This is a genomic window from Proteus sp. G2618, from assembly GCF_009915995.1.
Taxonomy (GTDB): domain Bacteria; phylum Pseudomonadota; class Gammaproteobacteria; order Enterobacterales; family Enterobacteriaceae; genus Proteus; species Proteus terrae.
On sequence record NZ_JAABNI010000016.1, the window covers coordinates 288,150 to 315,000 of the forward strand.

Annotated in this window: 24 protein-coding genes; 17 read left to right on the plus strand and 7 right to left on the minus strand. The window is 39.8% G+C overall.

The window, feature by feature from the left end; translation table 11 throughout:
• The first annotated feature begins 94 nt into the window (after positions 1-94).
• The 15 genes from ispC (at position 95) to tilS (ending at position 18,665) form a co-directional block, all read left to right on the plus strand.
• Positions 95-1,288 (plus strand): 1-deoxy-D-xylulose-5-phosphate reductoisomerase, encoded by a 1,194-nt coding sequence (ispC, locus tag GWJ01_RS09600; RefSeq protein WP_109394058.1) that lies wholly within the window; start codon positions 95-97, stop codon positions 1,286-1,288.
• A 282-nt stretch (positions 1,289-1,570) separates the two neighbouring features.
• Positions 1,571-2,272 (plus strand): polyprenyl diphosphate synthase, encoded by a 702-nt coding sequence (gene uppS, locus GWJ01_RS09605; protein ID WP_202611177.1) that lies wholly within the window; start codon positions 1,571-1,573, stop codon positions 2,270-2,272.
• 1 nt (position 2,273) lies between these two features.
• Positions 2,274-3,137 (plus strand): phosphatidate cytidylyltransferase, encoded by an 864-nt coding sequence (gene cdsA, locus GWJ01_RS09610; RefSeq protein WP_109394056.1) that lies wholly within the window; start codon positions 2,274-2,276, stop codon positions 3,135-3,137.
• Between the two features lie 9 nt (positions 3,138-3,146).
• Positions 3,147-4,499 (plus strand): sigma E protease regulator RseP, encoded by a 1,353-nt coding sequence (rseP, locus tag GWJ01_RS09615; protein WP_161711016.1) that lies wholly within the window; start codon positions 3,147-3,149, stop codon positions 4,497-4,499.
• Positions 4,500-4,538: 39 nt separating this feature from the next.
• On the plus strand, positions 4,539-6,932 hold the full coding sequence (bamA, locus tag GWJ01_RS09620) for an outer membrane protein assembly factor BamA (RefSeq protein WP_109394054.1): 2,394 nt from the start codon (positions 4,539-4,541) through the stop codon (positions 6,930-6,932).
• A gap of 92 nt (positions 6,933-7,024) precedes the next feature.
• Positions 7,025-7,522 (plus strand): OmpH family outer membrane protein, encoded by a 498-nt coding sequence (locus tag GWJ01_RS09625; RefSeq protein ID WP_036934019.1) that lies wholly within the window; start codon positions 7,025-7,027, stop codon positions 7,520-7,522.
• 3 nt (positions 7,523-7,525) lie between these two features.
• The gene (gene lpxD, locus GWJ01_RS09630; protein WP_109402018.1) at positions 7,526-8,554 is read left to right on the plus strand and encodes a UDP-3-O-(3-hydroxymyristoyl)glucosamine N-acyltransferase; all 1,029 of its coding nucleotides are present in this window, start codon (positions 7,526-7,528) and stop codon (positions 8,552-8,554) included.
• 123 nt (positions 8,555-8,677) lie between these two features.
• Positions 8,678-9,130 carry a 3-hydroxyacyl-ACP dehydratase FabZ gene (gene fabZ, locus GWJ01_RS09635; RefSeq protein WP_006535887.1) on the plus strand — a complete coding sequence of 151 codons (453 nt, stop codon included), beginning with the start codon at positions 8,678-8,680 and terminating at the stop codon, positions 9,128-9,130.
• A 3-nt stretch (positions 9,131-9,133) separates the two neighbouring features.
• Positions 9,134-9,937: an acyl-ACP--UDP-N-acetylglucosamine O-acyltransferase gene (lpxA, locus tag GWJ01_RS09640; protein ID WP_109402017.1), complete on the plus strand. Its 804-nt coding sequence runs from the start codon at positions 9,134-9,136 to the stop codon at positions 9,935-9,937.
• Positions 9,938-9,944: 7 nt separating this feature from the next.
• Positions 9,945-11,117 carry a lipid-A-disaccharide synthase gene (gene lpxB, locus GWJ01_RS09645; RefSeq protein ID WP_161711017.1) on the plus strand — a complete coding sequence of 391 codons (1,173 nt, stop codon included), beginning with the start codon at positions 9,945-9,947 and terminating at the stop codon, positions 11,115-11,117.
• Positions 11,117-11,707 (plus strand): ribonuclease HII, encoded by a 591-nt coding sequence (gene rnhB, locus GWJ01_RS09650; RefSeq protein WP_109402015.1) that lies wholly within the window; start codon positions 11,117-11,119, stop codon positions 11,705-11,707. The genes lpxB and rnhB overlap by 1 nt, the downstream gene beginning before the upstream one ends.
• 21 nt (positions 11,708-11,728) lie before the next feature.
• Positions 11,729-15,211: a DNA polymerase III subunit alpha gene (gene dnaE, locus GWJ01_RS09655; protein WP_109402014.1), complete on the plus strand. Its 3,483-nt coding sequence runs from the start codon at positions 11,729-11,731 to the stop codon at positions 15,209-15,211.
• A 12-nt stretch (positions 15,212-15,223) separates the two neighbouring features.
• Positions 15,224-16,183 (plus strand): acetyl-CoA carboxylase carboxyl transferase subunit alpha, encoded by a 960-nt coding sequence (gene accA, locus GWJ01_RS09660; protein ID WP_109394049.1) that lies wholly within the window; start codon positions 15,224-15,226, stop codon positions 16,181-16,183.
• Between the two features lie 238 nt (positions 16,184-16,421).
• Positions 16,422-17,165 (plus strand): SDR family NAD(P)-dependent oxidoreductase, encoded by a 744-nt coding sequence (locus tag GWJ01_RS09665; RefSeq protein WP_109394048.1) that lies wholly within the window; start codon positions 16,422-16,424, stop codon positions 17,163-17,165.
• Positions 17,166-17,333: 168 nt separating this feature from the next.
• Positions 17,334-18,665: a tRNA lysidine(34) synthetase TilS gene (tilS, locus tag GWJ01_RS09670; RefSeq protein ID WP_161711018.1), complete on the plus strand. Its 1,332-nt coding sequence runs from the start codon at positions 17,334-17,336 to the stop codon at positions 18,663-18,665.
• A 33-nt stretch (positions 18,666-18,698) separates the two neighbouring features.
• On the opposite strand, the gene rof is transcribed toward tilS, so the two are convergent.
• On the minus strand, positions 18,699-18,959 hold the full coding sequence (rof, locus tag GWJ01_RS09675; RefSeq protein WP_109394046.1) for a Rho-binding antiterminator: 261 nt from the start codon (positions 18,957-18,959) through the stop codon (positions 18,699-18,701).
• A gap of 262 nt (positions 18,960-19,221) precedes the next feature.
• On the opposite strand from rof, the gene nlpE reads away from it, so the two are divergent.
• Positions 19,222-19,902 (plus strand): envelope stress response activation lipoprotein NlpE, encoded by a 681-nt coding sequence (gene nlpE, locus GWJ01_RS09680; protein ID WP_083629074.1) that lies wholly within the window; start codon positions 19,222-19,224, stop codon positions 19,900-19,902.
• A gap of 91 nt (positions 19,903-19,993) precedes the next feature.
• Here the strand turns inward: nlpE and proS are convergent, their stop codons facing one another.
• From proS to metN, 6 genes are all read right to left on the minus strand, one after another.
• Complete coding sequence (gene proS, locus GWJ01_RS09685) at positions 19,994-21,709, minus strand: proline--tRNA ligase (protein WP_109394045.1); 1,716 nt, start codon at positions 21,707-21,709, stop codon at positions 19,994-19,996.
• Between the two features lie 207 nt (positions 21,710-21,916).
• Positions 21,917-22,624, minus strand: a complete 708-nt coding sequence (gene tsaA, locus GWJ01_RS09690) for a tRNA (N6-threonylcarbamoyladenosine(37)-N6)-methyltransferase TrmO (protein WP_109402011.1) — start codon at positions 22,622-22,624, stop codon at positions 21,917-21,919.
• Positions 22,621-23,031, minus strand: coding sequence for an Rcs stress response system protein RcsF (rcsF, locus tag GWJ01_RS09695; protein ID WP_083629073.1), 411 nt, complete (start codon positions 23,029-23,031; stop codon positions 22,621-22,623). The genes tsaA and rcsF overlap by 4 nt, the downstream gene beginning before the upstream one ends.
• Before the next feature lie 130 nt (positions 23,032-23,161).
• A complete protein-coding gene (locus tag GWJ01_RS09700) occupies positions 23,162-23,977 on the minus strand; it encodes a MetQ/NlpA family lipoprotein (protein WP_075671666.1) in 816 nt (271 codons plus the stop codon).
• Between the two features lie 66 nt (positions 23,978-24,043).
• On the minus strand, positions 24,044-24,697 hold the full coding sequence (locus GWJ01_RS09705) for a methionine ABC transporter permease MetI (RefSeq protein WP_023582692.1): 654 nt from the start codon (positions 24,695-24,697) through the stop codon (positions 24,044-24,046).
• Positions 24,690-25,721: a methionine ABC transporter ATP-binding protein MetN gene (gene metN / locus GWJ01_RS09710; RefSeq protein WP_109394043.1), complete on the minus strand. Its 1,032-nt coding sequence runs from the start codon at positions 25,719-25,721 to the stop codon at positions 24,690-24,692. The genes GWJ01_RS09705 and metN overlap by 8 nt, the downstream gene beginning before the upstream one ends.
• Positions 25,722-25,913: 192 nt before the next feature.
• Here metN and gmhB point away from each other — a divergent pair, with 192 nt between their 5' ends.
• On the plus strand, positions 25,914-26,480 hold the full coding sequence (gene gmhB, locus GWJ01_RS09715; protein WP_109394042.1) for a D-glycero-beta-D-manno-heptose 1,7-bisphosphate 7-phosphatase: 567 nt from the start codon (positions 25,914-25,916) through the stop codon (positions 26,478-26,480).
• Positions 26,481-26,851: the final 371 nt, after the last annotated feature.

A 26,851-nucleotide genomic window follows, 5' to 3' on the forward strand; every position in this document is an offset into this window, starting at 1 on the left:
TATTAAAGTTTTCATCTTTAATCCTCATTTACCTCGTCATACTGATATAATTCTCTTTAATTAAAACGTTGTAGACATACTGATTGATTAATAAATGAAACAAATAACTATATTAGGTTCAACAGGATCTATCGGAACTAGCACTCTTTCCGTAATTGAAAATAATCCTGATGAGTATCAGGTTCTTGCTTTAGCCGCAGGAAAAAATGCAGACAAAATGGCGCAACAGTGCCTTGTTTTCCAGCCTAAATACGCTGTGATGTCTGATGAAAAAAGTGCAAATCAGCTTAAACAGCTACTCTCTAATACATCTTGTAAAACAGAAATTCTATCTGGGTCTCACGCGATCAATGAAATTGCAGCTCTTGATGAAGCTGATCAAGTCATGTCTGCTATAACAGGTGTTGCAGGATTAAAACCGACACTTGCGGCCATTGAAAAAGGTAAAAGAATTCTATTAGCAAATAAAGAATCACTGATAACCAGTGGGCGTCTTTTCTTTGATGCAGTGGCCAAATATGGTGCAACTGTATTGCCGATTGATAGTGAACATAACGCGATTTATCAAAGTTTACCTAAAGCTATCCAAGAAAATTTAGGCCATGCATCTTTAGCTGATGAAGGTGTGACAAGTATTCTGTTAACGGGATCTGGCGGGCCATTTCGCTATACACCATTAGAAGAGCTGGAAGCAATGACTCCAGATCAAGCGTGTGCGCATCCAAATTGGTCTATGGGACGCAAAATCTCAGTTGATTCAGCAACAATGATGAATAAAGGGCTTGAGTATATTGAAGCTCGTTATTTCTTCAATGCTTCTGAAGAAGAAATGGAAGTAATCATTCATCCACAATCAGTTATTCATTCAATGGTTCGCTACCGTGATGGCAGCATTATTGCTCAAATTGGTGAACCCGATATGAGAACACCGATTGCGTACTCAATGGCTTATCCTCATCGTACTCAATCAGGTGCAAAAGCATTAGATTTTTTTGAGATTCAATCGCTAGAGTTTATTCGTCCAGATTACCAACGTTACCCTTGTTTAGCACTTGCCATCGAAGCATCTAAGCGTGGGCAAGCGGCAACAACAGTGTTAAATGCGGCTAATGAAGTCGTTGTTGATGCTTTTTTACACGAAAAAGTGAAGTTTACTGATATTGCTAAAATTAATCGCAAAGTTGTTGAACATTTTGACCTATCAGAGCCTCAAAGTATTAATGATGTTCTAGAAATTGATAAATTAGCCAGATTAGAAACTCATCAGATAATCACTCAATTTGTATAATGGTGATTATATTTAATATAGGGTGTTTGTTCGTCTTTCTGGCTAATGGTATAGTTGCCGAATCACTAAAGACAATAATGAAAATTAACAGTTCATTACTAAAGCTACTGCTTTAGCAACTTTGAGGCTTTGCCAAAGGCCGTGGGTGACACGGTTTTTTTTGTGCATGGGTTATCCGAAGAGGACTGTCTGTATCAGTATCAGATTAGCAAAGGGTTAAATTGAGTGAACTTATCCAGTGACGATTCATCCGCATCAAAACCAAAGCATGTTGCTATCATTATGGATGGCAATGGACGCTGGGCTAAAAAGCAAGGGAAACTCCGAGTAACGGGGCATCGCGCGGGAATTAAAGCAGTTCGGGATGCGGTTAGCTTTTCCGTGAAACACAAAATTGAATCACTAACGTTATACGCATTTAGTAGCGAAAACTGGAATAGGCCTGAGCAAGAAGTCAGCTCTCTTATGGAATTATTTGTCTTCGCTTTAGACAACGAAGTGAAAAGCCTACATAAACATAATGTTAAACTTACGGTTATTGGCGATATCAGTCGTTTTAGTCGTCGTCTACAAGACAGGATTAAAAATTCTGTTGCACTAACTGCGAATAATACAGGGCTTAATTTAAATATTGCTGCTAATTACGGTGGACGATGGGATATTACTCAAAGTGTAAAACAATTAGCGACCTCTCTCTCAAAAGGAGAAATTAATCTCGAAGATATTAATGAAAATACCATATCTTCACATCTTTGCTTGCATAATCAACCTGGTGTCGATCTTGTGATCCGTACAGGTGGTGAGCATCGCATAAGTAATTTTCTTATTTGGCAGATAGCTTATGCTGAGCTTTATTTTACACAGGTTTTATGGCCTGATTTTGATGAACAAGTTTTTCAGAATGCACTAGATGCTTTTGCTAAACGGGAAAGACGTTTCGGTGGTACTACATCAGAAACAGATACTATAAATCTGGGAGGATAACTTGCTTAAGTATCGTGTCATCACTGCATTAATTTTAATCCCTATTGTTATTGCTGCACTATTTCTACTTCCTCCTGCAGGTTTCGGATTAGTTATTATCGCAATATCAGGCTTAGCGGGTTGGGAATGGGCACAATTTATTGGCTGGCATTCTCAAGGTAAACGTATTGCGACAGGGATCGGCTTTGTTGCATTGTTACTCGTTATGCAGTTTTCTTTGCCTAATTTTGACCACCTACTAGACACTCCAATGATAAAAAATGGTTTGTGGGCGGGTTTAATTTGGTGGATAGCAGCAATTTTATTAGTTGTAAGTTATCCGAATTCAGCCAATATGTGGAAAAATTCAGTTTTTATTAAGCTATTGTTCGGTATATTGACGATTGTTCCTTTTTATTGTGGCATGATGGCGTTGCGTATGTTGGGTTATAACACTGACACTTATACAGGCGCATGGTGGTTATTGTATGTCATGTTATTAGTTTGGGCTGCTGACTCTGGTGCCTACGCCTTCGGACGCCTAATGGGTAAACATAAAATGGCGCCTAAAGTATCACCGGGTAAAACCCTTGAAGGGTTAATCGGTGGGTTGATTACGGCTGGTGTTGCATCATGGTTATTTACTTATTTTGCACCTGTAACTGAAGTGCCTAGCAACTTGTTATTAATATCTGGCGTTGTTGTCATTGTATCGGTATTTGGTGATCTAGCAGAAAGCATGTTTAAACGTGTTTCAGGTATTAAAGACAGTAGCCAATTGATACCGGGGCATGGTGGTGTGCTTGATAGAATTGATAGTTTGACTGCGGCTATTCCAGTCTTTGCAGGATTGGTCTTTCTGATTTCTTCTGGCTTTAAACTATAAAGGTAAGTAATGGGTATCCTGTGGAATCTTGCCGCGTTTATTATCGTTTTAGGTATTTTAATTACGGTACATGAGTTTGGGCATTTTTGGGTAGCTAGGCGCTGTGGTATCTATGTTGAGCGTTTTTCTATTGGTTTTGGAAAAGCAATTTGGCGCAAAACAGATAAACATGGCACTGAATTTGTTATCGCATGGATACCTTTGGGTGGCTATGTAAAAATGTTAGATGAGAGGGTCGCTGAGGTTGCACCTGAGCGCCGTCATCTAGCATTTAATAATAAAACAGTTGGTCAACGTGCGGCTGTTGTTGCTGCAGGGCCTATTGCCAACTTTTTGTTAGCAATAGTCGCCTATTGGATAGTTTTTATGATAGGTGTTCCTGCATTAAAACCTATAATTGCAGACATTCGTCCGAATTCTATCGCAGAACAAGCAAAATTAACGCCTGGAATGGAACTAAAATCCGTTGCAGGTATCGAAACGCCTGATCAGAATGCAGTTCGTTTAGCATTAGTCAGTAAAATTGGAGCCGAAGAGGTTTCATTCGTTGTTTCAGATCCAAATTCTCTCTCTGAGAGTGAGAATATACTGAATTTACAACAGTGGAGTTTTGATCCTGAAAAACAAGATCCTATCTTGTCCCTAGGGATAATGCCTGTTGGCGCTCGATTAGACTCAAAAATTATTGAGGTTACCGAAGGCTCGGCTGCTGAAAAAGCAGGTTTACAGGCAGGGGATCGTATCGTTAAAGTTGATGGTCAGCCAATTGATACATGGCATCCATTTACTTATTTTGTTCGACAAAGCCCAAATAAGGCCTTGGAGCTTCTTGTTGAACGTAACGGCTCGTCGTTGATATTGAATGTTACACCGACAGCTGTTGCACTGAAAGATGGCACTGAAGTAGGGCAAGTTGGTGCGCAATTACAAATATTACCTCCTGATGAGCAATATTTGATAATGCAGCAATACAACCCATTTTCGGCGCTCTATGAAGCATCTGATAAAACATGGCAGTTGATGGGTTTAACTGTCAAAATGATTGGCAAGTTAGTCGTAGGTGACGTCAAATTAATTAACCTTAGTGGGCCTGTTTCTATCGCGAAAGGCGCTGGAATGTCCGCTGATTCTGGTTTTATTTATTATTTGATGTTTATGGCGCTTATCAGTGTCAATTTGGGGATCATTAACTTGTTTCCCCTGCCTGTCTTAGATGGCGGGCACCTGCTTTTCCTGGTTATCGAGAAGATAAAGGGAGGGCCGGTATCTGAGCGTGTACAAGATTTCTGTTATCGTATTGGTATTATGGCACTGATGCTTTTAATGGGACTTGCACTTTTCAATGATTTCTCTCGCTTATAATTGGTAAGCAGGGACCGGTTAGGAAAACACAAAACAACGATGGCGATGAAAAAGTTGCTTATAGCGTCGCTGCTGCTGGGCAGCGCCACTGCATACGGTTCAGACGGATTCGTAGTTCAGGACATTCAATTTGAAGGTCTTCAACGCGTCGCCGTTGGTGCAGCATTACTGAACATGCCTGTCCGGGTTGGAGACTCGGTCGGTAATGATGATATCAGCCGAACTATCCGTTCATTATTTGCGACAGGAAACTTTGATGATGTTCGTGTCCTGCGTGACGGAAATACTCTGATTGTTCAAGTAAAAGAGCGTCCAACTATTGCCAGCATTACTTTCTCTGGTAACAAAGCAATCAAGGAAGAGATGCTAAAACAGAACCTTGATGCTTCTAACATTCGTATCGGTGAAACACTTGACCGTACAATGCTAGCAAATATCGAGAAAGGGCTTGAAGATTTCTATTATAGTGTTGGTAAATATAATGCAACTGTAAAAGTAGTTGTTACACCTCTTCCTCGTAACCGTGTCGACTTAAAACTCGTGTTTGCAGAGGGTGTTTCAGCAACTATTCAGCAAATCAACATTGTTGGTAATAAAGCGTTTTCTACTGCTGAGCTCGTTAACCGCTTCCAATTACGTGACGATGTTCCTTGGTGGAACTTAGCGGCTGATGAAAAATATCAGAAGCAAAAACTGGCTGGTGACTTAGAAACATTAAGAAGCTTCTATCTTGATCGTGGTTATGCACGTTTTGATATTGAATCGACGAATGTCAGTTTAACGCCAGACAAAAAAGGAATTTACATTACCATTAACCTGAAAGAAGGTGACAAATACACAGTAGAAAATACTGAAATCAATGGTAATACGGCAGGCTACACTAAACAAATTGAAGAGCTTATCGAAATTGCACCGGGCTCTCTTTATAATGGTGCACAAGTAACTAAAACAGAAAATGACATTAAAAATCTGTTAGGTCGTTATGGATATGCTTATCCTCGCGTTATGACAAACCCTGAAATTAATGATGAAAATAAAACCGTAAAACTGCATGTAAACGTAGATGCAGGAAACCGTTTCTATGTTCGTCAAGTACGTTTTGCGGGTAATGACATCACTAAAGACTCTGTTTTACGCCGTGAAATGCGTCAAATGGAAGGTGCGTGGTTAGGTAGCGATTTAGTTGAACAAGGTAAAGAGCGTTTAAATCGTTTAGGTTATTTCGAAACGGTTGAAACAGAAACTCAGCGTATTCCAGGTTCTCCTGATCAGGTTGATATAGTTTATCGTGTAAAAGAGCGTAACACGGGTTCTCTTAACTTTGGTGTCGGTTTCGGTACTGAAAGTGGTGTGAGTTTCCAAGTGGGTGTTACTCAAGATAACTGGTTAGGTACAGGTAACGCAGTCGCTATTAATGCGAGTAAAAATGATTACTCAACTTACGCAGAATTATCTGTTACTGACCCATACTTTACCGTTAATGGTGTGAGTTTAGGTGGTCGTATTTTCTATAACGACTTCCGCGCTAATGATGCTGATTTATCAGGTTATACCAATAAATCTTACGGTGTAGATGGTACGTTAGGCTTCCCAATTAATGAATATAACTCGGCACGTCTTGGCTTAGGCTATACTCATAATGGTCTATCACGTATGGAACCTCAGGTTGCAATGTGGCGTTATCTTGAAAGTATGGGTGAACATCCTAATTTTAAAGATCGCGAATCTTTTAATGCTGATGATTATACTGTCAGCCTTGGTTGGACATTCAATAACTTAAACAAAGGTTTCTTCCCAACATCTGGTGTGAGAAGTAACTTAAGTGGACGTGTGACCGTACCTGGCTCTGATAACAAGTACTACAAAGTAACTTGGGACGGTATGGCGTACTACCCAATTGATGAAAAAGAGTCTTGGGTAACCCTGTTTAAAGGTCGTTTAGGCTACGGAGATGGTTTAGGTGGTAAAGAATTACCATTCTATGAAAACTTCTATGCGGGGGGCTCTGGCACCGTTCGTGGTTTCCGTTCAAATAATATCGGACCTAAAGCCATTTACCTTGGTGAAAATGGTAAGCCAAAACCAGGTGAACCATCGAGTGACGCAATTGGTGGTAATGCTATGGCTGTGGCAAGTTTCGAGCTGATCACACCAACCCCATTTGTGGATGATAAATATTCCTCTTCGGTCAGAACGTCGGTGTTTGTTGATGCGGGTACAGTATGGGATACCAATTGGAGTAGTACAAACTCTGCTTGGACAGCAGGTATGCCAGATTATAGTCGTGCAAGTGATATACGTGTTTCAACCGGTGTTGCGTTACAATGGTTATCTCCTTTAGGTCCGTTAGTATTCTCTTATGCGAAGCCAATAAAAGATTACGAAGGCGATAAATCAGAGCAATTCCAGTTTAATATTGGTAGAACGTGGTAGCGATGTAAGTAAAGTTGATGCCTGATTCATAATGCTGAAAAAGGCATCCGATTTCTGACAAAAAATTATTTTTGGTTTTAAGGAGTTTAATCGTGAAAAAATTGTTATGTGCCGCTGCCCTAGGAATGGCATTGACCATGTCAGCAGGTGTTCAAGCCGCAGATAAAGTAGGTGTTGTGAACATCGGTCAAGTTCTCCAACAAATTCCTAACCGTGATGCGGTAGAGAAACAATTGGAAAATGAATTCAAATCACGTGATACTGAATTGCAGAACTTAGGTAAAGCACTACAGACCGCTGTTGAGAAATATCAAAAAGATGCACCAACTATGAATGCAACACAACGTGCGAATACAGAGAAAGATCTGGTTGCTAAACGTGAAGCATATGCACAAAAAGCACAAGCTTTTGAGCAAGACTTTAGCCGTCGTCAAGCTGAAGAACGTAACAAAATCATGAAACGTGTATTAGACGCTGTTGATGCAGTAGCGAAGAAAGAAGGCTATGATGTGATCCTTGATGCTAACACTGTACCTTATTTCGCAGATGGTAAAGATATTACTGCTCAGGTTCAAAAACAGGTTAAATAATAGATGTTTTCAATTCGATTAGCTGATCTTGCTCAGCAGTTGAATGCACAGTTACACGGCGATGGTGATATCACTATCGCCGGTCTTGCTTCAATGAGCCTAGCAAATAGCGAACAAATTACATTTCTTTCCGATAGTCGCTATCGTGAAAAATTAAGCGAATGTCAGGCTGCTGCCGTTGTATTAACAGAAGCTGATCTTCCATTTTGTCCCGTTGCCGCACTTGTGGTGAAAAACCCGTATCTTGCCTATGCTCAAATGGCACAGATTATGGATACAACACCGCAGCCAGCACAGGATATTCACCCAAGTGCTGTTATTTCTCCTGACGCTAAGTTAGGAAAGAATGTATCAGTGGGTGCAAATGCGGTTATCGAATCTGATGTTATCCTTGGTGATAATGTTGTGATTGGTGCCGGTTGTTTTGTGGGTAAAAAAGCACATATTGGCGATAATAGTCGTTTATGGGCAAATGTATCCGTTTATCATGAGGTTATCATTGGTAAAGATTGTCTAATTCAATCAGGTACTGTGATTGGTTCAGATGGTTTTGGTTATGCTAATGAACGTGGTAATTGGATTAAAATTCCACAATTAGGTTCAGTGGTAATTGGTGATCGCGTTGAAATCGGTGCATGCACCACAATCGACCGAGGCGCATTAGATAACACAGTTATCGGTAATGGTGTTATCATTGATAACCAGTGCCAAATCGCACATAACGTCATTATTGGTGATAATACCGCTGTTGCTGGTGGTGTCATCATGGCGGGTAGCCTGAAAATAGGTCGCTATTGTATGATTGGTGGAGCAAGTGTTATCAATGGTCATATGGAAATCTGTGATAAAGTCACGGTAACAGGTATGGGAATGGTAATGCGTCCTATCACTGAGCCGGGTGTTTATTCTTCAGGAATTCCGCTGCAATCGAATAAAGCATGGCGTAAAACCGCAGCACTTGTGTTGCGAATTGATGAAATGCAAAAAAGGCTCAAGTCGCTTGAACGTCAAGTAAAAAGTAGCGACAAGTAACAATATACGTCATTGACGAATGTTACCCATTTTGCGACCTGCGGGTTAACTCACTTTTTGAGTCACAGCAGGTCGTGTCATTATTAATTAGACTCAGTTTTATTAGACAGGAAGAGTATTGCAATGAGTGAGAATCATACTCTGCAAATCGAAGAAATTTTAGATTTACTTCCACACCGTTATCCATTCTTATTGGTTGATCGTGTCCTTGATTTTGAAGAAAAGAAATTTCTAAGAGCAGTAAAAAATGTATCTTTTAATGAGCCTTTCTTTCAAGGTCACTTTCCAGGAAAACCAATTTTTCCGGGCGTACTGATCCTCGAAGCCATGGCACAGGCAACGGGTATTTTAGCATTCAAAAGCGTAGGAAAGCTGGAACCTGGTGAGCTCTACTATTTTGCTGCTATTGACGGTGCTCGCTTTAAACGTCCTGTCTTACCTGGGGATCAAATGATCCTAGAGGTAGAATTCATTAAAGAACGTCGTGGTGTTGCTCGCTTTAAAGGCGTCGCTAAAGTTGATGGGGAAATTGCTTGCGAAGCTGAAATGATGTGTGCTCGCCGCCGTGAGGTCTAGCCTATGATAGATAAATCCGCAGTAATTCACCCTTCCTCAATTATTGAAGAGGGTGCGGTAATTGGTGCTAATGTTCGCATTGGCCCTTTTTGTGTCATTGGTGCTAATGTTGAGATTGGTGAAGGAACCGACATCAAATCTCACGTTGTTATCAATGGGCACACACGCATTGGTCGAGATAATCAGATCTATCAATTTACTTCTATTGGTGAAGTTAATCAGGATCTGAAATATCGAGGTGAACCAACGCAAGTCATTATTGGTGATCGAAACCTTATTCGTGAAAGTGTGACTATTCATCGTGGAACAATCCAAGGTGGTAATATCACAAAAATTGGTAACGATAACTTACTGATGATTAATACTCACGTCGCACATGATTGTATCATTGGTGATCGTTGTATTATTGCAAATAATGGCACTCTGGGTGGTCACGTCACTTTAGGGGATTTTGTGATTATCGGTGGTATGAGTGCAGTTCATCAGTTTTGCCAAATTGGTTCTCACGTGATGGTCGGTGGATGTTCAGGTGTGGCACAAGATGTTCCTCCTTTTGTTATTGCACAAGGAAACCACGCAACCCCTTATGGGCTGAATATTGAAGGATTAAAGCGCAGAGGTTTTGCTAAAGAAGATCTTCATGCAATCCGTAATGCTTACAAAGTGCTCTATCGTAATGGTAAAACACTGGAAGAAGCGCGTGAAGAAATTGGACAGTTGGTTGCTGATAATAATAATCCGCATGTCAAATTGTTCAGTGATTTTCTAGAAAACTCAGCAAAATCTAACCGCGGTATCATTCGCTAATTAGGATATGACCTTGTCAGGCCAATTATCTACTACTCAGCGTCCGTTAGTTATCGGCTTAGTTGCTGGTGAAACGTCCGGTGATATCTTGGGCGCGGGATTAATCCGCGCTCTAAAACAAATGCATCCCAATGTTCGCTTTGTCGGTGTTGCAGGACCTCTTATGCAAGCTGAAGGCTGTGAAGCTTGGTATGAGATGGAAGAGCTTGCCGTCATGGGGATCGTTGAAGTTCTCGAACGATTACCTCGCTTATTAAAGATCAGAAAAGATCTCACTCAACGATTCTCAGAGTTAAAGCCTGATGTTTTCGTGGGGATCGACGCACCTGATTTTAATATCACCCTTGAAGGCCGTTTAAAGCAAAAAGGGATCAAAACTATTCATTATGTCAGTCCCTCTGTATGGGCTTGGCGTCAAAAACGTGTTTTCAAAATTGGTAAAGCGACAGATCTTGTCTTAGCTTTTCTGCCTTTTGAAAAATCGTTTTATGATAAGTATCAGGTTCCCTGTCGTTTTATTGGTCATACAATGGCTGATGCCATAGCCTTAAATCCAGACAAAATGGCTGCTCGTGAGCATCTAGGGATATCTAAAGAAACTCCTTGTTTAGCACTTCTTCCCGGTAGCCGTCATGCTGAAGTTGAGATGCTAAGTGCTGATTTTATAAAAACAGCACAGTTACTAAAACAGCAAATTCCCTCTCTTCATATTGTTGTGCCATTAGTTAATACTAAGCGACGAGCCCAATTTGAACTGATACATCAGAATGTGGCGCCCGAACTTGAGATACAACTTCTTGATGGGCAAGCAAGAGAAGCAATGACTGCGAGTGATGCCACTCTGTTAGCATCAGGTACAGCCGCATTAGAATGTATGCTAACGAAATGCCCAATGGTTGTTGGTTATCGTATGAAACCATTTACTTTTTGGTTAGCAAAACGATTAGTCAAAACGCCTTATGTCTCGTTACCTAATTTGTTAGCTGGTCGAGAAATTATCAAAGAATTATTGCAAGAAGAGTGTGAACCTTCGGCATTAGCAGAACAGCTTTTACCTCTTTTAACCGATGAAGAAAAAGTACGCCAATTAAAAGAGATATTTTTACAGCTACATAGCGCCATTCGTTGTAATGCGGATGAGCAAGCAGCAAATGCAGTATTAGAATTGGTAGAGAAATAATGGAATTTGTATATCCAAAAGCAAATCTTATTGCTGGAGTTGATGAAGTTGGTCGAGGCCCATTAGTGGGGGCTGTGGTTACCGCTGCCGTTATTCTTGATCCAGCAAATCCAATTGAAGGGTTAACAGACTCCAAAAAGTTAACAGAAAAAAAGCGTAATGCTCTTTACGACGAAATAAAAGAAAAAGCATTATGCTGGGCGATAGGCCGTGCAGAGCCTGAAGAAATTGATGAATTAAATATTCTTTGGGCAACCATGAAAGCAATGGAACGAGCTGTTGGAGGGTTATCAATAACACCTGATATGGTCTTAATTGATGGTAACCGTTGCCCTAAATTACCTATGGACTCTCAAGCGGTTATAAAAGGTGATAGTTTAGTTCAAGAAATTAGTGCAGCTTCTATACTTGCTAAAGTGACTCGTGATAGAGAAATGGAAGAGTTAGATAAGCTTTACCCTGATTATGGTTTTGCTAAACATAAAGGGTATCCAACTGTTTTCCATATGGAAAAACTAGCCTTATTAGGGGCAACACCCTATCATCGAAAAAGTTTTGCGCCTGTAAAACGTGCTTTAAATTTAAAGTAATCCACAGAGTAACTAAACACTATGGCAGATCCTCGTTTTATCCATCTTAGGGTACACAGCGATTATTCAATGATCGATGGATTGGCAAAAACAGGGCCTCTTGTGAAGAAAGTGGCTTCGCTAGGAATGCCTGCTTTTGCAATTACTGATTTTACTAACTTGTGTGGGCTAGTGAAATTCTATGGTGCTGCACATGGTGCTGGCATTAAGCCTATCATTGGTGCTGATGTTTACCTTGAAACAGAATTATTAGGTGATGAATATGCTCATCTCACTATTCTTGCACGCAATAATATAGGGTACCAAAATCTCACTTTACTGATTTCAGAGGCTTACAAACACGGTTACGGTGCTGTTGGACCGACGATTAAACAAGAGTGGTTAACAACCTATAAAGAAGGGCTCTTGTTACTTTCTGGCGGTAGAATGGGGGATGTGGGGAAGTTCCTACTTCGTGGTAATCGAGCTTTAGTCGATCAATGCCTTGAGTATTATCAAACTCACTTTCCTGATAGTTATTATCTAGAACTGATCCGTACAGGTCGTACAGATGAGGAAACTTATCTTCATGAAGCTGTTGCACTGGCTTCTGAAAAAGGTCTGCCTGTTGTCGCAACCAATGATGTCTGTTTTCTTGACAGTGATGATTTTGATGCACACGAAATTCGTGTCGCTATTCATGATGGATTTACGTTATCTGATCCTAAGCGTCCTAAGAATTATAGCCCTCAGCAATATATGCGCACAGAAGAAGAAATGTGTGAATTATTTGCTGATATACCTGAAGCATTAGAAAACAGTGTTGAAATCGCTAAACGCTGTAATGTTACGATCCGCTTAGGGGAATACTTCCTTCCACAATTCCCAACAGGGGATATGAGTACAGAAGATTTCCTCGTCAAAAAATCACAAGAAGGTTTGGAAGAGCGTTTAGCTTTTTTATTTCCAGATCCTGAAGAGCGACAAAAAAGACGTCCTGAATATGATGAGCGTCTTGATATCGAGCTGAAAGTGATTAACCAGATGGGATTCCCTGGTTACTTCCTTATCGTAATGGAGTTTATTCAGTGGTCTAAAGATAATGGTGTTCCTGTTGGTCCTGGACGAGGTTCAGGTGCCGGTTCACTAGTGGCGTATTCACTGAAAATCACGGATCTTGATCCTCTTGAGTTTGACTTGCTTTTCGAACGATTCCTTAACCCTGAACGTGTTTCGATGCCTGACTTTGACGTCGATTTTTGTATGGAAAAACGCGATAGAGTTATCGATCACGTTGCTGAAATGTACGGCCGAGATGCAGTCTCTCAGATTATTACATTTGGTACGATGGCGGCGAAAGCCGTTATTCGTGATGTTGGCCGCGTTTTAGGGCACCCTTACGGTTTTGTTGATAGAATTTCAAAACTTGTTCCTCCTGATCCGGGTATGACGCTGGAAAAAGCGTTTGCAGCCGAGCCTCAATTACCTGAAATTTATGAAGCTGATGAAGAGGTTAAATCTCTTATTGATATGGCTCGTAAATTAGAAGGGGTAACACGTAATGCAGGTAAACACGCTGGTGGTGTTGTTATTTCACCAACAAAAATTACCGATTTTGCGCCACTTTATTGTGATGCAGAGGGAAATAACCCCGTTACACAATTTGATAAGAACGACGTTGAATATGCTGGTCTTGTTAAATTTGACTTCTTAGGTTTAAGAACACTAACCATTATTAACTGGGCATTAGAGATGATTAATGCCCGACGTGCTAAAAAGTCACTTGAACCTGTTGATATTTCAGCAATCCCATTAACAGATCAGCGCAGCTTTGATATGTTGCAGCGTTCAGAAACGACCGCGGTATTCCAGCTGGAATCCCGTGGTATGAAAGATCTTATCAAACGTCTACGCCCTGACTGCTTTGAAGATATGATTGCGCTTGTTGCTCTATTTCGCCCGGGGCCATTGCAGTCAGGCATGGTAGATAACTTTATCGACCGTAAACATGGTGTTGAAGAAATTTCATACCCTGATGTTAAGTGGCAACATGAAAGCTTACAGCCCGTTCTAGAACCAACCTATGGTGTTATCCTATACCAAGAACAAGTTATGCAAATTGCACAGGTTCTTGCGGGATATACACTGGGCGGCGCGGATATGCTACGACGCGCAATGGGTAAGAAAAAACCTGAAGAGATGGCAAAGCAGCGCTCTGTTTTTGAAGAGGGAGCTATCAAAAATGGCGTCGATGGTGAGCTTGCTATGAGGATCTTTGACTTGGTGGAGAAATTCGCCGGTTATGGATTTAACAAATCACACTCAGCAGCGTATGCATTAGTTTCTTATCAAACATTATGGCTAAAAGCCCACTACCCAGCTGAATTTATGGCTGCTGTAATGACGGCAGATATGGATAACACTGAAAAAGTGGTGGGATTGGTTGATGAATGTTGGAGAATGGGCTTAAAGGTTCTTCCTCCTGATATTAATAGTGGGCTTTATCATTTCCATGTAAATGATGAAGGTGAAATCGTTTATGGTATTGGTGCCATTAAAGGTGTGGGTGAAGGCCCAATTGAAGCAATTGTAGAAGCGCGCCAACAAGGCGGTCACTTTAAAGATATTTTTGATCTCTGTGCTAGAACAGAAACGAAAAAATTGAATCGCCGAGTGATGGAAAAACTGATAATGTCAGGCGCATTCGATAAGCTGGGGCCTCATCGAGCTGCTTTGATGTCTTCATTAGAAGATGCGTTAAAAGCCGCAGACCAACATGCCAAAGCTGAAGCAATAGGGCAATCGGACATGTTCGGTGTGTTAGCTGAAGCTCCTGAACAAGTTGAGCGTTCTTATGCCAATATACCTAAATGGCCAGACCAAGTCGTTTTAGAAGGTGAGCGCGAGACTTTAGGTTTGTATTTAACAGGTCATCCGATCACTCGTTATTTAAAAGAAATTGAACGATATGCGGCAGGAACGCGTCTAAAAGATTTAGTACCAACACCTCGTGGTCAAATGGTGAAGGTTGCAGGCTTAGTACTTGCTTCTAAAGTGTTTACAACGAAACGTGGAAATCGGATCGGCGTTTGTACCTTAGATGATCGTTCAGGTCGCTTAGAAATTATGTTATTTTCTGATGCATTGGATAAATACCAACATTTATTAGAACAAGACAAGATTTTAATTGCCACTGGGCAGGTCAGCTTTGATGATTTCAATGGTGGGCTTAAAATGACAGTCCGCGAACTTATGGATATCAACGAAGCCCGTGAAAAATATGCACGAGGACTTGCTATCTCATTATCGGACAGGCAAATTAATGAGCAATTATTAAATCGTCTTCGCGGCGTTTTAGAACCTCATCGTTCAGGCACGATACCGGTTCACCTTTATTTTGAAAAGCATGATGCCTGCGCACGCTTACGATTTGGTGCGACTTGGCGTGTAACGCCAACAGATATGCTTTTAACGGATCTGCGAACTCTGCTGGGTAATGAGCAGGTAGAATTAGAATTTGACTAAAATAGGAATGTTATGAGTCTTAATTTTCTGGATTTTGAACAGCCAATTGCCGAGTTAGAAGCGAAAATTGATTCGCTAACCGCAGTTAGCCAACATGATGAAAAAATTGATATTAATATCGATGAAGAAGTTTCACGCTTAAGAGAAAAAAGCCTAGAGTTAACGCGTAAGATTTTTTCTGATCTTGGTGCATGGCAAGTTGCACAACTTGCACGTCATCCATTAAGACCTTACACACTGGATTATATTCATCGTATCTTTACTGACTTCCAAGAATTAGCGGGCGATCGTGCTTATGCTGATGATAAAGCTATTGTTGGTGGTATCGCGCGTTTAGACGGTCGTCCTGTTATGGTTATTGGGCACCAGAAAGGACGTGAAACAAAAGAGAAAATCCGCCGTAACTTTGGCATGCCAGCACCGGAAGGCTATCGTAAAGCACTTCGTTTAATGGAAATGGCACAACGTTTTAATCTTCCTATTATCACCTTTATTGATACTCCAGGTGCTTATCCTGGCGTGGGTGCAGAAGAACGTGGTCAATCAGAAGCAATCGCACGTAACTTACGTGAAATGTCACGCTTTGGTGTGCCAATCATCTGTACTGTTATTGGTGAAGGTGGTTCTGGTGGTGCGTTAGCCATTGGTGTTGGCGACAAAGTGAATATGCTGCAATACAGCACTTATTCTGTTATTTCACCAGAAGGTTGTGCGTCTATCCTTTGGAAAAGTGCAGATAAAGCCCCTCTAGCTGCAGAAGCAATGGGGATCACTGCAAACCGTTTAAAAGAGCTGAAGTTAATTGATACGGTTATCCCTGAGCCTTTAGGTGGCGCACATCGTCATCATGATGAAATTGCAGCGTCTTTAAAAGCACAAATTAAATCTGATTTAGAAGAGCTAGATACATTTGGCTCAGAAGAGCTAACAAACCGTCGTTACCAACGTTTAATGGAATACGGTTACTGCTGATAGCATGATGCTATTCAAAAATAAAAGAGAGCCTCATGTTGATGACATGAGGTTTTTTTATCCATAGAACTATCTCTTTCCAAGACAATAAAACCAAGTGATATTAACTATAATATATTATATATCAATGTGTTAAGTTGATCTCAAAAACAATATTAATTCACTTTTTTACTAAAAGAATAATTAGTCATATCTATTATTTTATAGAGTCATTTATTTCTTTTATGAGGAAAAAGCGATGATATCGTTTAATGGTAAAGTTGGAATTATTACAGGTGGTAATAGTGGTATTGGTTTGGCTTCTGCGGAAAAGTTTTTATCCTTAGGTGCATCGGTTGTTATCACTGGCAGTAATTTAGAGCGAGGCAAAACAGCAGAAAAATACCTAAAAGAGAAAGGATTTTTAGGTGAATTTATACAAATGGATGTGAAAAGTGAAAAAGAAAATGAACAACTTATTGATTATGTCGTAAACAAATATGGACGATTGGATTTTATCTTTGCTAATGCAGGTGTTTTAACCGATAACATCGCAGATAAATTAGAGTATGAAAAATGGAAAGGGGTATTAGATGTTAATCTTAATGGACTCTTTCTGATTAATCGTGCCGCAATCCAATATTGGCTGAAAAACCAACTATCTGGTGCAATTGTTAATTGTAGTTCGATTTGTTCCTTTGTTGGTCAACATGAATTTCCTGCCTATTGTGCATCAAAAGGCGGTGTTAAATTACTGACACAAACACTTGCAATTGATTATGCAAGCAAAGGTATTCGTGTTAATGCAGTTTGTCCGGGATATATTGATACACCTTTATTAGATGGTCGTGAACTTGATAAGCAAAAGTTAGCAACACGACATCCTATTGGTCGCCTTGGTACGCCAGAAGAGGTAGCTAATGTTGTGGTATTTTTAGCTAGTGATGCAGCCTCGTTTGTTACTGGAGCCTCTTATTTAGTAGATGGTGGTTTTACTGCGTAAATCATGTTTATTTAAGGCAGAATGATGTTTATTCCGCCTTATTTTTCTTCATGAGTAATACAATATCTTAAATTTCGCATTCATTTTTCAGGACTACGTTGTATTCGTGCAAAATCAGGTAGAAAAGCTTAACATAATCATCTGAATTCACTGATAAATGACGATACGATGAAACAGGAATACGGCTTACTCCTTAGAGAAATCAAACAACAAATTGATCCTTACACTAAAATTTTGGTGGGTTTTAGTGGTGGAGTAGATTCCACAGTTTTATTACAAGGGCTTGTGCGTTTACGTGATGAATTTCAATTACCTTTAGAATTAACGGCTATCTATATTCATCATGGATTAAACATCAAAGCGGATGACTGGCTTGCTCATTGTGAACAATGTTGTCAGCAATGGTGTGTCGATTTTATCAGTGAAAAAGTGAATGTAGATCCTAAAGAAGGCGGTCTTGAAAATGGTGCAAGAGAGGCACGTTACCAAGCCTTTCGTCGATATTTACAGCCACAACAAGTGTTAGTGACTGCTCAACATCAAGATGATCAAGCCGAGACCTTTTTACTGGCTTTAAAGCGAGGCAGCGGTCCTGCTGGGCTTTCTTCAATGCCAGCAAAAATGGTATTTGAAAATAGCTATTTGTTTCGACCATTACTCAATATTACGCGTGAGCAAATTGAATCTTATGCTACTGAACAAGGGCTAGATTGGATAGAAGACGATAGTAATCAAGATGATCGTTATGATCGTAATTTTTTGCGCTTACGTGTTATGCCCTTATTGGCTCAACGATGGCCTCACTTTTCTCAAGCAGTGACTCGAAGTGCGGCTCTGTGTGGTGAACAAGAAGCACTATTAGATGAACTATTAGATTCTGAACTTAATGCTTTAATGGACAGTGAGCACAGTTTAGATATCAATCAATTGGCTCACTGTAGTGTTATTAAGCGCAATGCTTTATTGAGGCGCTGGTTTGCTAAACACAATAAGACCATGCCATCAAGACAACAAATTTTACGATTATGGCAAGAGGTTGCCTTAGCAAAAGAAGATGCCGAGCCTCGATTGCAATTTTATCAAGATGAAGTTAGACGCTATAAGCAGCGCCTTTATCTCGTTCCAATGATTAATGAGCCCGTTGAGCATGCTATTGAATGGTTACTTACTGAGCCTTTATATTTACCTAATGGATTGGGTGTTTTATCAATAACAACTGAAATAGGGAAAAATACCGTTAGAGCGCCTTTTAGTGATGAAAAAGTCACAGTACGTTTTGGTTTAACACAAGCATCTTTGCGTATTGTAGGACGAGAGCACGCTCGACATAGTAAAAAGATTTGGCAAGAGCTTGAAGTTGCGCCTTGGCGTAGAACTAGAATTCCTTTGATTTATTATAATGATACGCTAATTGCAGCTATTAATACGTTTGTTACTTTTGAGGGAAAAGCAACATCAGAACACGCTATTACTATTGAGTGGCAAGAGGCTCATGAATGAACAACCGCCAATTGGCGGTTGTTCTTTATTCGGTTATTCCGATTTTATAACAATAGTCCCAAGTTCGGGATTTGAAAAACTGGCAATGATATCCAGCCTTAAGTCTTTAGAACCTTCAGATGTTTTGACTTTTAAGTATTCAACCTTCTTGCTTAAGAAAAGGTCATCCGCAACGCCTTCAATAAGCTCACCATCATGCAGTTCAATATGGAGTGCTAAACCACGCTGGCATGCTAACTCCAGATACTCATAATCATCACAGTTAATTGGTTGATATTCTGTATTTGTTGACATATTCCCTCACCACTCGTTCGTGGCGGTGTTGCCGCCAGTGAATAATTCAGAATAAAATCATTATGCTGTTATTCGATGTGAGCACAATAGTTATTATAATAATTTTCTGAAATAGTTCTTTATTCGAAGTGATTTGAGAAATAATTAACAATTATGGGTGCATTTATCTTAAAGCTTGTTTTATTACCCCCTTTTATTTTAAAAAATGTTAGAATCATATTGAGAATGATTTATTAAAAAGTACCCAGAATGTAGGGAGTCGATGATGGGGAAAAAACTTTTATTTGCAGCTGTTGCTGCTGGGTTATTTGTACTGTCAGGTTGCCAAAATAATATTGGCTTATCACTTGATGGAAAAATTGTAGACCAAACTTACAATAGTATTCTGCCTTGTGCCGATTGCTCTGGTATCGACACAACAATTCTTGTTAATCAAGATGGCTCTTATGTTATGGAGCAAAGCTATCAAGGTTCACCTGATGATAAACGTAGTTTCTTTGAATCAGGAACATGGGTATTAGGTAAAGATAAGCTGACGTTGACTAATAGCTATGGTGAGAAAAGCTATTACTTACCTCGTGAAGATAAATTAGTCATGCTTGATATTGATGGTAACGTGATTAATTCAGAGCTGAATTATACTTTAGCTAAGGTTCAGCCTAAACAGCTTGCTGGCGAGTTTACCTATTTTGCCGATGCTGGAACATTTAAAGACTGCCAATCAGGGCGTGTTTACGCAGCCAGTGGTATTGAATTGGAAAAAGGCTATTTCTCAACTGGTGTTGATGGTGGAACACCTGTTTACCTTGAAGTTAATGGTTATTACAGCATTCGTCCTTCAATGGAAGATGGTAAATATGACAGAGCGTTAGTGGTTACTGATGAAAAACCTCGTTTTAATCGCCATGGCTCTTGTGGAAACCATCGTGGTGGCAGAAGTTAAGTTTTAGTCTCTATTTATTTCTAATAAAAAACCCGCTGATGCGGGTTTTTTGTTTTATCAATCCAGCCCTTAAAGATAAAGGGCTTAATAATTAAGCGAGTTGTTCTTTAATAAAGGCAACAACATCGTCAACATTGACTAGTGATTTATCATCACTACGACGCGCTTTATATTCGATTTGATTGTTGTCTAGATTACGATCACCAATCACGATAGTGTGTGGAATACCGATAAGTTCCATATCAGCAAACATTACACCCGGGCGTTCTTTACGGTCATCAAACAGAACATCAATACCCTGAGCACGCAATTCGTCATAAAGTCTGTCAGCAACTTCTTTAACACGATAAGAACGATGCATATTCATTGGTAAAATAGCTACTTGGAATGGTGCAATCGCATCTGGCCAAATAATACCGCGAGCATCATGATTTTGTTCAATAGCGGCAGCAACAATACGAGTTACACCGATACCATAACAACCCATAGTAACAATTTGGTTATGACCTTCTTCGTTTTGTACCGTTGCTTTTAATGCTTCTGAGTATTTTGTGCCAAGTTGGAAAATATGACCAACTTCAATACCACGTTTGATCAGTAATGTTCCTTTACCGTCAGGGCTTGGATCGCCTTCAACAACATTACGGATATCAGCAATTTCAGCAACAGGCAGGTCACGCTCCCAGTTGATACCAAAATAGTGTTTACCATCAACGTTTGCACCAGCACCAAAATCACTCATTACAGAGACAGAACGATCCATAATAACGGGTAGTGGCAGATTAACTGGACCTAATGAACCTGGACCTGCATTTACAGCTTGGCGGATTTCTGCTTCAGTAGCGAAAGTTAAAGGTGTTGCAACGATAGCGCATTTTTCTGCTTTAACTTCATTAAGCTCGTGATCGCCACGAACTAATAATGCAACTAATGGGTGACCACTTTCTTTCGTACCATGAACAATTAGTGTCTTAACTGTTTTTTCAATTGGCAAATTAAATTGTTCAACTAATTCAGCAATTGTTTTAGCGTTTGGTGTATCTACTAAACGTAATTCTTCAGTCGCAGCTGTTCGTGGCGTGGCAGGCATTACTGCTTCTGCTAATTCGATATTGGCTGCATAGTCAGAGCCTGTAGAGAAGACGATATCATCTTCACCGCTGTCAGCTAAAACTTGGAATTCATGAGAGGCGTTACCACCAATAGAGCCTGTATCTGCAAGTACTGGACGGAAATCTAAACCAATACGTGAGAAAATTTTGCTGTAGGCTTCATACATTCTGTCGTAAGTCTCTTGTAAAGACTCTTGAGAGATATGGAAAGAGTATGCATCTTTCATGATAAATTCGCGAGAGCGCATAACACCAAAACGAGGGCGTACTTCATCGCGGAATTTAGTTTGAATTTGATATAAATTCAGTGGAAGTTGTTTGTAAGAGGTAATTTCATTACGAACAATATCAGTAACAACCTCTTCGTGGGTTGGGCCTAAAACAAATGGGCGCTCGCCTCTGTCTGAAAAACGCAGTAACTCAGGGCCATACTGTTCCCAACGACCACTTTCTAGCCATAAGTCAGCGGGTTGAACAACGGGCATTGAAATCTCAAGTGATCCAGCGTTGTCCATTTCTTCACGAACAATTTTTTCAATTTTTCTTAGAACACGAACCCCTGTCGGCATCCAATCATAAAGACCAGAAGCGAGTTTGCGGATCATGCCTGCGCGAAGCATAAGTTGATGGCTGACAATTTCTGCATCAGCAGGTGTCTCTTTTAAAGTAGAGAGCAAATAGTGGCTAGTACGCATTATTAGGTTCCATTAGAACAAAAATACTTAGGCTGACTGTCACGCCAGTCTATATCAATATAATTAGAGAAAGACTTTAGTCTACCAGTGACTTAGGTCTGCCAAAAGGGGCAAAGCATTTTTTTCAATCTGATTTGTCTAAAGACATGAGAATGACTCTCAGATTAGACTATCCATGATAGCAATATCAATGAAGATAATAGCAAGTTACCGCGGTTCTATACTAAGAACAAGTGTCTGTTGTCCATTGACTTGCCAGCGAACATTAAATTCGAGTAAGTGTACCGCATAAATTCTATCACTTTGTTTGCCCTTTTTATAAGCAGGACGAGGATCTTGCTGTAATACTTGGGTAATAAAACGTGAAAGATGAGGGTACTCATTGGCATAGTATTGCAGTTGTTCTGATGCAATCTGTGAAAAGAAAATTGGCATTTCGCTACTAGGTGCTTCTTGTGCAAACCCTGCGATTGCATTTGGGCGCGATTCTGCAAACGGTAAATAAGGTTTGATATCAAGAATAGGAGTGCCATCCACTAAATCAAGGCTACCCAATTCTAAAATAACAGACTGGTTGTCCGTATTTACTTTTTTCAATTCAACCAATGACATGCCAATTGGGTTGGGGCGAAAGGTTGAGCGAGTTGCAAATACTCCAATTTTGGCATTTCCACCTAATCTAGGGGGGCGAACGAGAGGATGCCAACCTTGTTGTGCTGTTTGATGAAAAACAAAGATCAACCAAAGGTGACTAAATTGCTCTAAGCCTCGAACTGCATCAGGGTGATTATAAGGTGTATGTAGAATAAGTTGACCGCCGCCATCCTGGATCAATCCAGGTTGGCGTGGAACGGCAAATTTTTCTTTATAAGGGCTTGAGATATGCCCTATAGGATTCATTTGGTAGGTGTTCATTTGGTAATGAGTAATGCTGTGCCTTCACAAATAGCGGATTGATAGCAACCTAAGCCTGTGACAATTTGGCATTCATGCAATAAAACGGCATTCGCATTTTTGTAAGCTGCTTTTGCTGCCATACTTTTTTTAGCAATAGGTAAACTTGCTGGTGGATCTTGCAATGTTTGACGACAAGATTCACCAGCGACGATACCGAGATCTTTAAAAGGAGCACCTAAAAGGTCTTCTGTTTTTTCAACAATACGCACTGAAGGTAAAGTCTGTGATCTTGGTTTTGGTGGCTGTCCGGGTTTATTTAAACGCATATCCGTAAATTTAGACTGATCAACATCAGATGATTTTTGCATTGAACAGCCTGTCATAAACAGCGCCATGATGCCAATAAGTAGCAAGCGCATGTGCATGGGTAATATCCTCTTTATTATTGTCTATACAAAAATTAAACGGCACTAATTTAATGCAAATTAGCCAAGTAAAAAAGAGAAAGGCGAACAAATGTCCGCCTTTTTTATAATTAAGTTAAATTTTAACGTATTACCAGCCTTTTACAGCACCGCCGTTAAAGATTTTATTTGCAGCACTATCTACTTCATCAGTTTGGTAAGCTTGGATAAATTTCTTCACATTCTCACTGTCTTTATTATCTTCACGGGCAACAATGATATTTACATATGGAGAGTCTTTATCTTCAACAAAAATACCGTCTTTTGCTGGTGTTAAGTTTACTTGGCTAGCATAAGTTGTATTGATTACCGCTAAATAGATTTTTTGATCATCTAATGAACGTGGTAATTGAGGTGCTTCTAATTCTACTAATTTTAGATTTTTAGGATTTTCAATAATATCTAAAGAAGTTGGTAATAAGCCCACACCATCTTTTAATTTAATTAAACCTACTTTTTCTAATAACAGCAGTGAACGGCCTAAGTTAGTTGGATCGTTAGGGATAGCGACTTGAGCACCATCAGGTAAATCGGCTAAATCAGTAATTTTTTTAGAGTAACCTGCAATAGGATAAATAAAGGTATTTCCTACAGCTGTAATTTTGAAATTACGATCTTTAATTTGCTGATCTAAATAAGGTTTGTGCTGGAATGCATTAAGATCGATATCACCACGACTCAATGATTCATTCGGCATTACGAAGTCATTGAAAGTAACGAGTTCTACATCAAGACCGTATTTATCTTTAGCAACTTGTTTTGCTACTTCGGCAACTTGTTGCTCAGAGCCAGAGATAACACCAACACGAATATGGTTTGGATCTTTTTCTTTTTCACCACAACCAGCTAATGCTAATGCGCCAACTAAAGCACTTACGACTGCGAGCGATTTAAATTTCAATGACATACATTCACCCTTATTTGATCCGTTAACTAAAAGGTTTCGATTTAATAATTGAAACCTTCAATTTAATTATTTATGTGTTGTCAGCTTCACTAAGCGATCGCCGAAAAACTGAATGATAAAAACAAGAATAACGAGTAGAACAATCACAATATTCATTACAGTTGCATTATAGCCAACGTAACCATATTGATAACCAATTTGACCTAAACCACCTGCACCAACAGCACCACCCATTGCTGAGTAACCAACTAATGTAATCAGTGTAATAGTTGCAGCGTTAATCAAGCCTGGTAAAGATTCTGGTAATAAAATTTTCTTAATAATTTGCATTGGTGTTGCACCCATAGAACGAGATGCTTCAATTAATCCTTGTGGGATTTCCAATAGCGTATTTTCGACCATGCGAGCAATAAAAGGTGCGGCTGCAACAGTTAATGGCACGATAGCTGCTTGTAAGCCAATAGATGTTCCTACAACCAAACGAGTAAACGGGATCATCCATACAAGTAAGATAATAAAAGGGATTGCCCTGAAAATATTCACAAGTGCTGAGATAACACGATAGGCAGGTGGATTTGCCATAATTTGTTCAGGACGTGTGACATAAAGTAAAACACCAAGTGGTAGCCCAATAACAAAACCAAAGAAGCCTGAAACGAAGGTCATGACTAAGGTTTCCCAGATCCCACTAATTAATAAATAAACCATTCCTTCAGACATAACCGAGAACCTCTACTTTCACATGATGCTCTTCTAAAAACGCAATCGACTTTTCAGTATTACCATTCTTACCGTGTAGTTCAGCTAACATCACGCCAAACTTCACCCCACCGGCATAGTCCATTTGTGAACTTAAGATATTAATATCTGCGTCAAAACGACGTGCAACGATGGACATTAATGGTGCATCAACTGATTGACCGTTAAATTCAAGTTTCAATAATGGGAATAAACCTTCTTCCCACTCTGGTTTCATACGTTCTTTGTAATCTTCAGGAATATCCAATTGTAGTGTTGATTGGATAAATGCCTGAGAAACTGGTGTTTTGGGATGAGAGAAAACTTCACTCACGGCATCACTTTCAACTAATTCACCACCACTTATTACTGCAACCTGATCACAAATGCGTTTTACAACATCCATTTCATGAGTGATTAATAAAATGGTGAGGCCTAAACGACGGTTAATGTCTTTTAATAATTCTAAAATAGAGCGTGTTGTCGCTGGATCAAGTGCGCTAGTTGCTTCATCACATAATAAAACGTTCGGTGAGTTTGCTAGTGCGCGTGCAATTGCAACACGTTGCTTTTGTCCGCCAGATAAGTTTGCTGGGTAATACTCTTTCTTATCTGACAAACCGACTAGTTCAAGTAATTCATTAACACGCTTATTAATTTCAGTACGAGGCGTATTATCAAGTTCTAATGGCAGCGCCACATTATCAAACACTGTACGAGAAGACAGTAAGTTGAAATGTTGGAAAATCATGCCAATACCACGACGTGCTTTTGTTAACTCTTTATCAGATAACTTTGTTAGATCACGACCATCAACAAGCACTTCACCTGAAGTTGGCTTTTCTAACATATTCACACAACGTATAAGTGTACTTTTACCCGCTCCTGACGATCCGATAACACCAAAAATCTGCCCTTGAGGCACATGCAGGTTAATGTTTGATAGCGCTTGTATTGAACGCTCTCCCTGCTTAAACACTTTGTTTATATTCGTCAGTTTAATCATGTTTTTCTTTATATAAGTAGATATGGGACATAAAGACTATTCTGCCCGAGTTAAAATAGATGTTAAGGTGTCTAGACGGCTAAGTCAATAAAAAAGAGTTGAAGACTAATAAAGAAAGAAAGCCGTGGATATCATTCTCTATATAAGAAAAAACATGCGATACTAATAAAAATATCTAAATGGAGTAATGCTGTGAGTAAGGGGATTTCTGCGATTTTCTTAGATCGCGATGGAACTATTAATATAGACCATGGTTATGTGTCTGAAAGTGATAACTTTGAGTTTATCGATGGCGTCATTGAGGCAATGGCTGAATTAAAAGCTATGGGATATGCCTTGGTACTAGTGACTAATCAATCGGGTATTGGTCGTGGCTACTATAGTGAAGATCAATTTTTACACCTAACAGAATGGATGGATTGGTCTTTGGCTGATAGAGGTGTTGATTTAGACGGTATCTATTATTGTCCTCATCATCCTGATGCCACTGTAGAAGAATATAAGAAAGAGTGTGATTGTCGCAAACCAGCCTCAGGTATGTTTATGGATGCAAAAGCACAATTAAACATCGATATGGCTTCTTCTTATATGGTAGGTGATAAAAAAGAAGATATGTTGGCAGCAAAAGCTGCGGGAGTGGGTCATAAAATTCTTGTTCGCACAGGAAAAGAGATAACTGAAGAAGCACAACAGTGTGCAGATTTTGTTCTCGATAGCCTTGCAGACTTGCCAAAATGGCTAAAAAGCCACAAAAAATAGGCACTTCGTTTAATTTACCAACAAACGAACATTTTTTTTAAAAAAACTATTGCCAGCCTCAGAAAACTCCCTATAATGCGTCCTCGTTGTCACGGCACAGGGCGCTAAGCGAACTGACTGAGAGAACAAAGAAAAAAAGTGAAAAGCCTTGAAAATAAACGCTTGACACCAAATGAGGAAGATGTAGAATGCACCTCCTCGCAACAACGCAGAAGGCCGGAAACGGCAGCGAATGTTGCACTGCTCTTTAACAAATTATCAGACAATCTGTGTGGGCACTCGCAGAGACGATATCTTCTAAAATATTAGATGTATCAAGTCTTGAAGAGTGAACAACAAAAGTAAATTCATTTATGAATAGCTAAGTTTTC

Bases quoted from the DNA above. Each gene is read 5' to 3' on its own strand.
- ispC (WP_109394058.1), top strand. From the start codon at position 95: ATGAAACAAATAACTATATTAGGTTCAACAGGATCTATCGGAACTAGC.
- uppS (WP_202611177.1), top strand. From the start codon at position 1,571: ATGGATGGCAATGGACGCTGGGCTAAAAAGCAAGGGAAACTCCGAGTA.
- rseP (WP_161711016.1), top strand. From the start codon at position 3,147: ATGGGTATCCTGTGGAATCTTGCCGCGTTTATTATCGTTTTAGGTATT.
- bamA (WP_109394054.1), top strand. From the start codon at position 4,539: ATGGCGATGAAAAAGTTGCTTATAGCGTCGCTGCTGCTGGGCAGCGCC.
- lpxD (WP_109402018.1), top strand. From the start codon at position 7,526: ATGTTTTCAATTCGATTAGCTGATCTTGCTCAGCAGTTGAATGCACAG.
- fabZ (WP_006535887.1), top strand. From the start codon at position 8,678: ATGAGTGAGAATCATACTCTGCAAATCGAAGAAATTTTAGATTTACTT.
- lpxA (WP_109402017.1), top strand. From the start codon at position 9,134: ATGATAGATAAATCCGCAGTAATTCACCCTTCCTCAATTATTGAAGAG.
- lpxB (WP_161711017.1), top strand. From the start codon at position 9,945: ATGACCTTGTCAGGCCAATTATCTACTACTCAGCGTCCGTTAGTTATC.
- rnhB (WP_109402015.1), top strand. From the start codon at position 11,117: ATGGAATTTGTATATCCAAAAGCAAATCTTATTGCTGGAGTTGATGAA.
- dnaE (WP_109402014.1), top strand. From the start codon at position 11,729: ATGGCAGATCCTCGTTTTATCCATCTTAGGGTACACAGCGATTATTCA.
- accA (WP_109394049.1), top strand. From the start codon at position 15,224: ATGAGTCTTAATTTTCTGGATTTTGAACAGCCAATTGCCGAGTTAGAA.
- GWJ01_RS09665 (WP_109394048.1), top strand. From the start codon at position 16,422: ATGATATCGTTTAATGGTAAAGTTGGAATTATTACAGGTGGTAATAGT.
- tilS (WP_161711018.1), top strand. From the start codon at position 17,334: ATGAAACAGGAATACGGCTTACTCCTTAGAGAAATCAAACAACAAATT.
- rof (WP_109394046.1), bottom strand. From the start codon at position 18,959: ATGTCAACAAATACAGAATATCAACCAATTAACTGTGATGATTATGAG.
- nlpE (WP_083629074.1), top strand. From the start codon at position 19,222: ATGATGGGGAAAAAACTTTTATTTGCAGCTGTTGCTGCTGGGTTATTT.
- proS (WP_109394045.1), bottom strand. From the start codon at position 21,709: ATGCGTACTAGCCACTATTTGCTCTCTACTTTAAAAGAGACACCTGCT.
- tsaA (WP_109402011.1), bottom strand. From the start codon at position 22,624: ATGAACACCTACCAAATGAATCCTATAGGGCATATCTCAAGCCCTTAT.
- rcsF (WP_083629073.1), bottom strand. From the start codon at position 23,031: ATGCACATGCGCTTGCTACTTATTGGCATCATGGCGCTGTTTATGACA.
- GWJ01_RS09700 (WP_075671666.1), bottom strand. From the start codon at position 23,977: ATGTCATTGAAATTTAAATCGCTCGCAGTCGTAAGTGCTTTAGTTGGC.
- GWJ01_RS09705 (WP_023582692.1), bottom strand. From the start codon at position 24,697: ATGTCTGAAGGAATGGTTTATTTATTAATTAGTGGGATCTGGGAAACC.
- metN (WP_109394043.1), bottom strand. From the start codon at position 25,721: ATGATTAAACTGACGAATATAAACAAAGTGTTTAAGCAGGGAGAGCGT.